Annotated in this window: 9 protein-coding genes and 1 pseudogene; 3 read left to right on the top strand and 7 right to left on the bottom strand. The window is 45.5% G+C overall.

Going from position 1 to position 12157, the window contains the following annotated elements:
• Positions 1-20: 20 nt before the first annotated feature.
• Positions 21-1322, bottom strand: a complete 1302-nt coding sequence (locus AC5JL3_RS06135) for a glycosyltransferase (RefSeq protein ID WP_496073627.1) — start codon at positions 1320-1322, stop codon at positions 21-23.
• 103 nt (positions 1323-1425) lie between these two features.
• Here AC5JL3_RS06135 and AC5JL3_RS06130 point away from each other — a divergent pair, with 103 nt between their 5' ends.
• Positions 1426-2061 (top strand): TetR/AcrR family transcriptional regulator, encoded by a 636-nt coding sequence (locus AC5JL3_RS06130; RefSeq protein WP_496073626.1) that lies wholly within the window; start codon positions 1426-1428, stop codon positions 2059-2061.
• Between the two features lie 267 nt (positions 2062-2328).
• Here the strand turns inward: AC5JL3_RS06130 and AC5JL3_RS06125 are convergent, their stop codons facing one another.
• The 5 genes from AC5JL3_RS06125 to AC5JL3_RS06105 all read right to left on the bottom strand — a co-directional run bounded on the left by AC5JL3_RS06125 (position 2329) and on the right by AC5JL3_RS06105 (position 7181).
• Positions 2329-3666, bottom strand: coding sequence for a helix-hairpin-helix domain-containing protein (locus tag AC5JL3_RS06125; RefSeq protein ID WP_496073625.1), 1338 nt, complete (start codon positions 3664-3666; stop codon positions 2329-2331).
• Between the two features lie 267 nt (positions 3667-3933).
• A complete protein-coding gene (locus AC5JL3_RS06120; protein WP_496073624.1) occupies positions 3934-4416 on the bottom strand; it encodes a cupin domain-containing protein in 483 nt (160 codons plus the stop codon).
• A 191-nt stretch (positions 4417-4607) separates the two neighbouring features.
• The gene (locus AC5JL3_RS06115; RefSeq protein WP_496073623.1) at positions 4608-5513 is read right to left on the bottom strand and encodes a glycine betaine ABC transporter substrate-binding protein; all 906 of its coding nucleotides are present in this window, start codon (positions 5511-5513) and stop codon (positions 4608-4610) included.
• 282 nt (positions 5514-5795) lie between these two features.
• On the bottom strand, positions 5796-6212 hold the full coding sequence (locus AC5JL3_RS06110) for a secondary thiamine-phosphate synthase enzyme YjbQ (RefSeq protein ID WP_496073622.1): 417 nt from the start codon (positions 6210-6212) through the stop codon (positions 5796-5798).
• A 30-nt stretch (positions 6213-6242) separates the two neighbouring features.
• Positions 6243-7181: a hypothetical protein gene (locus AC5JL3_RS06105; protein WP_496073621.1), complete on the bottom strand. Its 939-nt coding sequence runs from the start codon at positions 7179-7181 to the stop codon at positions 6243-6245.
• Between the two features lie 157 nt (positions 7182-7338).
• Here AC5JL3_RS06105 and AC5JL3_RS06100 point away from each other — a divergent pair, with 157 nt between their 5' ends.
• A complete protein-coding gene (locus tag AC5JL3_RS06100) occupies positions 7339-7764 on the top strand; it encodes a hypothetical protein (protein WP_496073620.1) in 426 nt (141 codons plus the stop codon).
• Between the two features lie 335 nt (positions 7765-8099).
• The gene (locus tag AC5JL3_RS06095; RefSeq protein WP_496073619.1) at positions 8100-9299 is read left to right on the top strand and encodes a hypothetical protein; all 1200 of its coding nucleotides are present in this window, start codon (positions 8100-8102) and stop codon (positions 9297-9299) included.
• 403 nt (positions 9300-9702) lie between these two features.
• Here AC5JL3_RS06095 and AC5JL3_RS06090 read toward each other — a convergent pair.
• Positions 9703-12071 (bottom strand): annotated as a pseudogene (locus tag AC5JL3_RS06090) (VIT domain-containing protein).
• Positions 12072-12157 lie beyond the last annotated feature (86 nt).

Raw genomic sequence — 12157 nt, 5'->3', positions numbered from 1 at the left:
CCGTCTTCATAAGATTTTATTCAACTTGATACAAAAACTGGCTGTTTTGTCACTGCCAACTGTTCCAGCAGCTTAGCGGATAAACTCGGTGTGTCGTAACGGGTAATGTCGGCTTGAATAAGTTGAGCTTTCTGCCGATAGTGGGGTGATTCTAGGATTTTCTTCACAGCGTTTTTTAGCTGCGTTGACGTAGGTGTCTTAGTTTTTAGGTTAATACCCACCCCAGCCCACTCAATACGAGTACATATCTCTGGCTTCTCCTCCGTTTGACCTGCGGCGACTAGTGGTACACCATGCGCTAGAGCCGCCTGCACGCCGTTGTACCCGCCATTTGTCACCATGACATCGACGTGTGGCAGAAGATGGTAATAGGGAATGAACCGTTCTAGTCTGGCATTCGCTGGGAGAGGGGCTTTAATATTTTCTATCGGTTCGCCACCAGTCGCAGCAACAACTAACACGTCTTCATCTGCAAGTGCCTGGAGTGTAGGGACAATCAAATCATCTGCATCAGTGGCTACTGTACCTTGCGTAACGTGGATGACGGGCTTTCCCCTTTTTACGTCCCACCAAACAGGGGGTGTAAAATCAGCAGGTGGCTCTGGCAAATAGGGTCCAATAAAATGCACTTGGGACGGCAAGTTGCTACGAGGGTATTCAAACGCTGGAACCGTTCCCTGTAAATAAAGATATGGGGATACAACAGCATCAAAAAAGCTCGTTTGGTATGGCGGTAATCCAATACTGGCTCGGAGTTGGTTCATGTAGTCAGTTACATCCTTAAACAATCCCCGCTCGAACACCCAGTTTAAAACACCATTACGCAAGCGTCCGAGTGTAGAGGCATCAGGTCGCATTCCCAAGCCAAAAGGCGCTGTATCAGGGCTAATAATCCCTAATGCCGTAATTCCGAATGCTGCCCAAGGTGGTCCACCCGTTTCGTGAACCCAAGCAGCACCCAAAAAACAAACATCGGATAAAAGTACATCGGCAGGGAATTCGCGCAGAATATCTGTCAAGTCTTTTACCTGCCCAACAGCCGAGTCACAAAAAAAGTGTTTGAAATCAAATTTAAACTGCGCTAGCCCTTTGAGATTTTTCCTTTTTTCTCGCAATGAATCGGGCACGTTCTTGAGGTCGGAGAAATCCATTCCCGTGCGTATAGGAAGGAAGCGTGCGCCAGTTGCCTCAATCTTGGACTGTAAGGTTTTTCCTGAATACCACCACACCTCATGACCACGCTCCACTAGTTGGCGAGCAATGGGTAAGGCCGGATTGACATGTCCAACTAGAGGAATTGTAGTGATGAGAAAACGAGCCATTTTCTTAGTCTCCACCAAATCTAATTTGAGGGAAGATGTGAATAAGTATTCATGTTCATAAAATATGAATACTTATTCGCGTTTGTCAAGACATGAATAGAAAATGTTTGAAGGCTCATCCAACTCTGACCAGATGCGGCGCAAGCCGCAACAAGCCCGCAGCATTGAACGGGTGAACCACATTCTGAACATTGCTGACGAGGTATTTGCCCTCAGGGGTTTTGAGGGGGCGACAACAATTGAGATTGCCGCTCGTGCCAAGATGTCAGTCGGGTCACTCTATCGTTTTTTCCCAGATAAAGTGGCAATTCTCAAGGCTCTGGCAGTTCGCTACCTTGAACAGTTGCAGTACGCGATCGCACAATTACACACGCCAGAGGCTGTCCATTTACCGTTGTCTGTCTATGTTGAGCAAGCCAGTGATGCCTTTAATCAGTTCTTCATTGAACACCCTGGTTTCCGTTCAGTATTTGTACATTCACACGGAGCCTCAGCAGAAGTGCTAGCAATGCAGGCGGAGGTTGATCGTCAAATTGCTAAACAATTAGCAGCGTTTTATGCTCTACGTGTTCCTATCTTGAAACCAGAAGAATCTGAGCTGATTGCTTTAGTAACTGTGTCAATGGTTGGTAAACTTCATGTCCTTTCTTTGAGCCGAGATGAAGCGTTTCGAGAACGAGTCATGGCAGAAGTTAAGAAGCTGACGCTAGTCTACTTACAGTTGTATCTTGCAGAGTAAACCTTTACTGGGAGAGTTTCTCAGCCCTTCCGTTCAGCAGGGGATGTAGGGAGGCAGAGGAAGCAGGGGAAGCACAGGGAGAGAAAGTTAGCTCTTTGAATGCATGTCGGTATTAGAAGCATTAAAGATGTATATGTGACACTTTTTATAACTTGAGAGCTACTAAGCTATTACGCCTTTAATTTGTAATATGCACTCATGGAAAAAAGTATTTTCCTTTCACCTTTCACCCTTCCCCTTTTCTCTAGAGGCATAACAGCTTACCTGTTATCGATTAAGCGAAGACGCACGGGCAGGAAATCCAGCATTGTTGAGAGCGTTAATTGCTGCCTTATAGTCTTGTACCCAATATTTAGAATCAAAGCGAACAAATTGGTGTTGCTGTGATGTGGCTACTGTTGCTAAGACTGGTCTTTTCGCATGATTTTTTTGCCCGGAGTATTCTTTCAGAATAGTTCTTAAATGGGTGAGTCCATCTTTAGTGACTCGCTCTGGTGGTAGTTCAACAACTACCATTTGTACAGTTTCAATAAACTCAGCATCCTCAATAATCATCTGAATTTGCTCATCTTTCCGATCTACTTTGCCCCAAACAATGATGCGGGCATCAGCTTTGATGAATTGTTCGATTTGCTTATAACTTTTAGGAAAGACAACACCCTCGGCTTGACCGCTCAGGTCTTCCATCTGCACAATTGCCATAGGTTCACCTTTTTTTGTGATGATGGGCTTGACATCCGTCAGCATCACGATTGCGCTAAGAGTCGCTCTTTGATTTTGCTCAGCTAAGTCCGAAAGGTTAATTGGAGACATAAGTTTAGCGACTTGTCCCACTGATTTTAGAGGATGGTCAGATACATAGAAACCTAGCAGTTCTTTTTCTAAGCGTAGCTTTTCCTGCGCGGAAAAATCAGGAATATTAGGAGGCTGAGGGGCAGATTCTAATGCCGCATCATTAGTGTTTTTGGTTCCATTCGTGCTTCCTAAAATATCGAAAATGTTAGTCTGTCCACTATCTCGATCTTTCGCCCGATCTTGCGCCCAACTAATTAATGCTTCTAGATTTTCAATCAGTTGCTTACGATTCGGTGAGATACTATCAAAAGCACCAGAGTAAATTAAGGCTTCCAAGGCTCTACGGTTAACAGCACGTAAATCAACGCGATCGCATAAATCCGCGAGTGACTTAAATGCACCATCAGTATTACGGGCATTTAAAATACACTCAATCGCCCCTTGTCCTAAATTTCGTACTGCTGATAATCCAAACAATATTTTGCCAGCTACAGGCGTGAAATCAATCTCAGAACAATTGATATCAGGTTGCAATACATCAATTCCCATGCTTGAGCAGGTACCGATATATTTCTGCACCTTGTCTTGGGTTCCACTACTAGCCGTGAGTAGTGCCGCCATATATTCAACGGGATAATTCGCTTTTAGGTAAGCGGTTTGATAAGTAACATAACCATAAGCTGTTGAATGGGATTTGTTGAAGCAATTTGATGCCACTTTCCCATTTGCCAAAATAAAGTTATGGTCACGTTCCACACCAATGTCATAAACGGGTTGAATCCCTAATGATTTACGATCAACAATTTTCACCACGTTTATTACTCCTAAATTTAGCCGTAACTTTGAAGAGTTAGTAGTTAAGGATTAAACAAACTACTAGCTACTAATACCAATTCTCCATGAAGATGCACTAAATTATAAGAGACAGAGGTAAGGGTGTAGGGGTATGGGAAATCGGTTTTGAGTAGAAGTGCATGAGAGCAGTGAAGAATTACAACACCGGCTGCGTTATGCAGTAACTGCTGCAACAAAGGAGCGGGTAATCAAAGTTTCGATTGAGGAAATGCATTCTACCTGTTATGCCTTCTTACCTGCTACTGGTTCAGCTATATTTTCCATATCGACCAGATTCCACTTTAAACCTTTGCTCCTATATATACGCTTCTGCAAATTTGGATAGTCACCGATATCATAGTCTAGCCTTTGACCAACTACTATACATTTGAATATAGAATTGCCTGTGTTTTTCAGCTTGTGCGGCTTACCACCAGCGCGATATCCAATAAAATCTCCTGCTTTAACTGGATAAACGCTTTCTCCAATTGTTGCCTCAGCTTCTCCTAAGAGAACGTATACGCACTCTTCTTCGTGATAGTGCATATGAAGCTCCGTTGATTCACGTCCAGGCTCTACTTCAATGATGTGGAAACCGATATTTTTTAAACCTGTCAAATCTCCTAAAGACTTATTCAGTCTGCGAGCATTGGAGTTGAGAAAATGTGTTTTTTCCAGCCCTTCATAAAACTCAATCTCTTCTTTGGTGACTAAATACTTTTCCATTTCTTGATACCAAGGTGCTAAAAAAATTTGATAGTGAACAAGCGAGGGATCTAAAGATGAATAAGACGGAAGTTAAAACAGGTTCAAGGCTTCCATCTCAGCAGAAGTGATCGCTTCTATTTGTGGATGGAATTACATCATCACCTCGTTATTAAGTGCAACCTTCCTAGAGAATTGGTATAACAATTTCCTCAAGACTTTAACAATCCTTCCTGAGTCAGAAATTCTTTTGCTACTTCTGCTGGTTCACGCTGTTTACCGCTTACCTCATAGTTTAGGCGTTGCATTGTCGCATCTGTCAGTTTAGGAGAAAGGGTATTGAGAGTATCACGAATACCCGGATTCTTATCCAACACTTCCTGACGCACAACTGGCGCAACTTGGTAGGGTGGGAATAACTTCTTGTCATCTTCTAGGACAACTAGCTTCAAGGCACTAATCTCTCCATCTGTGCCAAACGCTTCAACGACATCGGCTTCACCATTTTTTAAAGCTTGATACCTCAATCCAGGATCGAGAGGAATCAGTTTTTTGAATTCAAAGTTGCCATAGACTTTTTTAAGACCGGGCAATCCATCCTCACGCTCCTGAAACTCCGCTGTGCTGGCGATTGTGAGTTGATTTGCCTTCTTCACCATGTCGGAGATTGTCTTGATGCCATATTTTGCCGCATCTTCCTGACTCATCGCCAAGGCTTGAGTGTTGTTCATCGGCGCAGGCTCTAGCCAGACTAAGTTGTATTTTTCTTTATAAGCTTTGGCAACTGTGTCAAATACCTGCTTTTGGTCACTATTGGCAGGTTGCTTCAAAACTGTTAATAAACCTGTGCCAGTGTACTCTGGGTACAAATCAATTTGACCACTTTCAAGACCCGCTTGGGCGACGGGTGTACCTCCTAAGTTCAACTTACGTTCAACTTTGATGCCACTGTTTTCTAGGACTAGAGCATACATTTCGCCCAAAATGAATTGCTCGGTGAAATCTTTTGAGCCGACTTTGACTGTTTCACCACTACCACCACTCCCACAGGCAATTACGGTAAGAGTCGTCAGCAAGGCAAGTACAAGCAGAACAAATGAGCGACGAATTAGCTTCATGGCAAAGTTCGGATTTAGTTAGATGCAATTAATTTTAAATAGAGTAGCGTCATCTGTTAGACAAAAATCTGTAGTTATAGCGGTTCTCCTAAAGGATGAGGTACAATATTCTGGGTTTTCGGGAATGGGGAATAGGCAAGAAAGTAAGATGTACCTCACTGATACGAGCATCGCTATAAAAAAGCGATCGCTGTTTTTCCCCAGAAGTTAAGTGAGCGTACCCCAATGATAAATTGAGCCGTTGGAACCTCTCTAGCTATTCCCCGAATAGCACTAACGTCACTACTCCCCATAAATCGTTACAACGACTTTGCGTTGGCGTGGTTTGATGTCACATTCGAGGTGGAAGATTTGTTGCCAAGTTCCTAACTCTAGCTTCCCATTCTGGATAGGCACAGTTAGGGAAGGACCAAGCCAAGTCGCTTGCAGGTGGGAGTGTCCATTGCCATCGTGCCACATCTGCTCATGTCCATAGTCCCGACTCGGTGGAATGAGCTTATTTAAAATCTCAGGTAAGTCACGTTGCAGTCCTGGCTCAAACTCAATCGTACCAATTGCTCCCGTACTACCAATATTGAAGATGTGAGCCATTCCCGTTTTGATGCCGGAGTTCTTGACGATGGAATTCACCTTCTCAGTGATGTCATGCATATCGCCATGACTATCTGTGGAAAGGGAAATTTGCTCCTGATGAACCATGAGTTGAGTGTGTAGTGTGTTTCTTTGAGTCTAGTTTGGCTTTGTTTTTCCTTGTGGGATGAGACTGCGATATTTCTCTAAGACGTTAGTGATCGCTTTTACTCGTCGCATTTGATCGTCATAGACACATTGCCACTCGGTTGTCGGACGATTTTCTCTGGCACAGATGCCTATTAACCCCGTTGCCTTGTTTGAACCCCCTTCTATATCCATCTCATTATTGAAGTTGAGGTAGAAGGACGCAGTCCTTGCCCAAGCAAGCGCCTCAATTCCTTTCAATCCTCCATTTCGGGCAATCGCTAAGGCTTTTGGGAAGTAGCGGGAGTGAATTGGACTGGCTTGATTGTATAAGTCTGCTGTGTTCAGCACTGCTTCTAAGTCGAGATTTGGGTCGATTCCCGCCGCGTTTAAGTCAAATAGCTGGGTTGGCAGACCATTGAGCGCTCGTTCTAAGCATATCCGCTCTGCTAAGGCAATATCTCCCTTACTACGTCCTTGGTCGCTACAGGGACCATAGTTACTCACGACATCACCCCAACTTAAGTTTCCGGGGTCGGTGTGTCCAAAGTAGAACGGTGTCTGCTGCACATAGAGGGTACTGTCTTTTACAAGTAAGCGATAATTTCCCTCTGCCACACCAATCGCTACCATTCCTAATGATGTCGGAGCGGCAAACAGGGGAGAATAGCTTGTTAGGCTTTGCTGAAGGTCAAAAGGACGAGTGGGGACTTTTGAGTCACCTGCAAATTTCATTGAGCGATCGCGTCCAGTCATCGAAGTCGGCAGAGGGAATGTGGACAAATCCACCGCTTCAATCTTTCCTGGAGAGGTAGTCGTAGAGGGAATGCGATCGCTAGGCGTACTTGCTGATTGATTGAAACCCCGTCCTGAGAACAATAAAACGGCAAAGGCACCTGTCCCAACAAAGCTCAGTAACGTTACTCTGGATAACCAAACCCAATTAGACATGAATTACTCTTGAGATGTGTGACGGCTCAATTAATCTCCAACTCAACATTCTAGCGAGGATGAGAAAACCTTACTTTCGGATGTTCAATTGACCAGGGCTAAAATTTGAGAGATTGTTGCTTCCTCCTACAACCAAGTTGTTCTGAAAACATTGCTCATGACCACGTACAAAAAGCTAGTTAGCATCTACCTACCGGAGGAGCTTTATCAAGCCCTCATGTCCTATCAAGAGCAAAAAGGGTTGGAGGAGACTTCAAGCGCACTCAGCGAAATCCTGACTCAGTTTTTTGAGAGGGGCAATCAGGCGAAGCGTTATGCAACTTTAGCGCAGGTGGAAGGACTTGAGGGAAAAGTTACTCGCTTGAGTGAGCAAGTCGCACAACTTCGCCAGAGTATCGCGAGTTCTATGCTGACCCAAGCGGCTCTTGATCCATCTAATTTAAGTAATGAAGAGGCTCATATCCCTAACCTAGTACAGCCGACTACGGTAACGTTTGGATGTAATAGCTTTGATGAATTGGAAGATGAACCGGACGAAGTTTTGACTGACTTCATTGAGCCAGAAAAACCTCCATCATTATAAATGGTATAAGCTTCCTGTAGGAGCAACAGTAGAGGCTGGTTCTCCCACAAAATGTAGTGTATGTAAGACCCCGCTCAGTGCCTCAAATTTACATCAAGTCTGGATTTCACTTAAGGTGGCTACAGATGTTTTGCCGCTTCTTGTCAATGCCTATTCAAAAGTCTGTCTTGACAAACTTCCTCGTCCCGACTACTAACACGCCCGACCTAGCTCTACCTCAACCTAACTTTTAGCATTTCGCCTCGACTTCTTTCGGCACAATGAGTTCAATATTAAGTAAGTTGGTACAGCTAAGTGTTTAGGCTGAGATAAGCATCCTCTGTTGAACCACAAATATGAAAAAGAAACGTCCACAACAACAAGTAACACCCCCAACCAAGGGATTGAATATTCTTGCACTTAAGCGTTCAGCTTCCCAAGTCGAGCCGTCACAGGAACAACCAGCAACGCTAGAAATTGAAAAGCCTGAAATAGATGCGGTCTCTACCCCGGAGCCAGAGGCACACAACCCAGTGGATGAGCTTGCTCCTGCCTCTTCTTCCATTTCCACCTCTTCCCCTGAGAGTAATGCGATCGCCTCTGACCCAGAATCGACCCAGTCGCCAATCCCCGACCCAGTCACCGCTGACCCAGAACAGAACCCGGAGCCAGTGCCCGACTCCATCGCCTCTGACCCAGAATCGACCCAGTCGCCAGTACCCGACCCAGTCGCCTCTGACCCCGCTGAGGCGGTCTTATTTCAAGCGGTTGGCATAATCTTCGGTAACATAACCAGCGAGGAGGACAAAACCTTTGTGACAATCGGTGAAAAGTCCTATGCACTCTATTATGCCAGCACCCACAAGCGGGCTTATGAGGCGCTTAAAAAAGAGATTACTTGTACCGGGATTACCCAGCAAAAGTTAATCGTCTATCCCAGGATTACTCACTTCCCTGGAGGAAAACAGCCCTACCGCCTAGCCTTCCAACTGGCAGGGTTTGTCGGTCACTCGGTGTCTGGAGAGGGAATTGAGAGTGTTCTGGAAGAAAACGAGTTCAAAATCTGTGGTTTATGGCAGTTCATTCCGGTTTGTCGGGTACCTTGCATCTCAGTATTTAAAAACTTTGATAAGCAACGGCTTGAGTACATCAAATCGGCACCCTTGGACAAAAAAGTAAACTTCATGAAGGCATCTCACATTCCGGTACTCTGGCGAGATGCCCCTGTGCCCCCATTCCGGTTCAACAAAAACCTGGATAAAGAGACTCAGGGCAAAGCGTCCTTTGTGCAGATCAAAGCCCGGTTCAACAGCGCAAGCGACAACTTTGAGTTCGTATCGCTTTTAGGAATCCCTTCTGAGTCGCCACCTAATTACCTAAAAGCTGGTAAGAAGGATAAGCAAGAGGCAGCGAGGACAAAACTTGCGGCATCAAAAGCTCGGAAGCCCTTTTCCAAGCCAGTTTCAGGCAACAACGCTGCCCAACCCAACCCTGGTGCTACCTCCAAGCCTAAGCCTAAGCCTAAGCCTAAACCCAAGGTTGACACGCCTCAATAAAGGAGGCGACGCTCTTGTGGAGGCAGGGCACAGATACTTGAATTAATTCTCAAATATATTGGCTCCTTTGAAACTCCATCTAAGTGCTTCCAGAGAAGAGTCAGAAGACAGGGGGCGAGTGCCTGTTTACACTTCATTAATTCTTCATGAATGGGGGGTGACACCCCTCATTCCTAAAGGTAATAATAAGGTTATTAGATGCACCCTGATGACTGAGAGAGCCGCCTAAAGTGACTCTCTTATTTTTTTTGCAAAGCCTTTGCCCTCGTTAGCCGATTCGATGAAGTGATCGCCTTGACTGTCGTCTGTACTCATTTATCGTGGGAGACTTATCCACCCCCAGACCACTACTAGTTATGGGTTGGTCACAATTGAAGAGTTCTAGTGCTTTCCGGTTGCGTTCCTAAGTTTGGATACGCAACGTTAGGCAAACTGTACCCGTAGCAGATTGGGGGACTCGCCAGGAGATAAGCGATCGCTTAATCCTCTCAATCACGGCTAACTCTTTGAGCGTTGAAGCCTCCTCATCCAACACAATTCGGCCAACACGACCTTTATTCACTACAAACTCGAAGACAATTTCACCACTGAATCCAGAAGGTAAATTTAGTTGTTGTAGATGTCGCGTTAGATCTGCCACTGCTGCTTGATCCAATCCCGTGACGATGACGACTTGCAGTTGGGCATTACTTCCCACTGATCTTGAAGAAGACAAATCCTCATCATCAATCATTTGACCGATTAAGGTAACTTCCTCATCATCAATTATCCCAGGATCAATTAAGGTAGTATCAAATGCATCTAGACACTCTTGTTCTGGAGCCGCGAAACTCTCAAACTTCGGTGCCGCTGAGCTTCGAGCACGAAGCCTCGCCATCCGGGGCTGCATACGAGCAAGATTAGCGCTGCCAAAAATTCCCTGATAGTTAACGCCTTGGGGCATCTCAACAGGAACTTGCATTGAGATAGATTCGCGTTCTGGCTCGACACGCACATCATCACTCACAGCAACAAAAGCGGTATATTGCGATAACAACTGATACGTCAAAGCTGTATCCGTAACTGCCTCAACCCCAGCCTTTGTTTCATAGCCGAACATTTGCTTCATCAAGTCTTTAATCCGCGCCCGTCCCCACAACTGGGCAATAGCAGGATTGCCAGCTTCCTCAAAATTCAGGTTAAATGTCTTTTCGTAGTGAGTTCCACCTGCCGCCGTCCCTGTGATGCGGAGAGTACTAGGCGTGGGATCTTCTGGTAAAGGGGAAACTCGCCCAAACAGAACTAAAGGCTCTTGGGCAAACAAGTCAGGAGGTGCAGAAGGATAAATTATTGCCTCCCCTGTACCTTCAAACACAACTTGAATATTCGTCAGGACAGGATTATTGATTTGGCGAAAGAACTTCTCGGCAACCTCCTCTGTCGGTTCATTTTGACGAACAACTTGAGATGTCCCCGACCAATCTCTGCAACGCGATTGAGCAAAAATCGGTTCGGTGAACTGCCGACACCAAAGCTATAAAGGCGATTTCCCGGTTGCAGCTTTTGTTGTACCTCGGCAAGAATTTCGTTGTCATTGCCAATGTAGCCATCTGTTAGCAGCACAATACTTCGCAAACGCCCTGCTGGTGCGGCAGGAAAATTCAGTACCGCACGAATGCCATTGAGTAAGTAGGTGCCACCATTCGCTTGCAATTGATTGATGTAGTTTATTGCCTTTGTACGGTTCTGCGCTGTATTGGGCAGAGGGTGGGTCGATAACTGAGTCGTGGTATCGGAAAAATCAATAATCGTGAACGTGTCGTCAGGATTTAGCCCATTGATAAACCGACGCATCAATTCCTGAGATTTCAGCAAGGGGTCACCATGTTGAGAGCCAGAAGTATCCATTAGGAACACAACATCCTTGGGTACAATCTCATTACTGCGGTAGTCCAATGCCGGGATAAGATAAACCGTGAAGTGACCGCCTCGTTCATCTGACTGGCTAAGTACCGTTGCTTGGGTGTTGTCACTACTCACCTGATAACGCACAATCAGGTCTTTGTTGGGAATCGTGTCTTCCTTACCCAGTTTCACCCGCACAATTTGCCCATCCTGTTCAATTGTGAGTTGGTGAGAAGTGGAGCGAACGTTACTCACTGGCACACCCGCATCAATCTCTACTGTTACGCCGATGTCATGCCCTGAGCGAGTTTCAGGAGGTATCACAGGCGGAGTGATGCGCGAAGCATCGGGAACTTGGTCAGTATCACCACTTTCATCAATCGCTGTACCAGGAATGAACCGAGGACCAACAACCATCGGGAAGACAAATTCATAGTCGCCACCTGTAAATTCCAGGCTGTCGGTGTAGCGGATGGTAACGTCTATTGCTTCGCCGGGTTTGATGTTCGCGAGAGATTGGGTGAAAATATTGTCTCGCTCTTGCTCTAATAAGCCAGCCGTTCGCCCCTCTCGCCGCGCTTGTTCGTAAATTTCTTTGGCTTCTTCCCGCTTTTTGATGTTGCCTTTGATAATACGCTCACCAATTTTAATTTCCATGTCATCCACTGCCGCCTCATCCGGCAACGGAAATACATAGATGGCTTCTAATGCTTCAGTGAAGGGATTTTCAAAGGTCTGCGTCACCTCTACTCGTGACAGATTTCCGGCAATTTTGCTAAGAACTTCGGTATGTTTTAGCGGGAAGGCTAACTGTTTTTCGCCAGTTTTGACATATAAGCCTCCTAGCGACGGCTTGGAGTGTAACGGAGCATTAGCGGGCATAAGCATTTCCCTCAACAATTAGAACGCTAACCGTTGCCACGGTTCCAAGTGGCAGTTTCACCCATGTTAGCCCTGAACTTTAATCGCTTCTA

This window comes from Symplocastrum torsivum (genome assembly GCF_059505465.1).
Note: the sequence above shows the minus strand (reverse complement) of the source record. Positions and strands in the feature narration are given on the sequence as shown.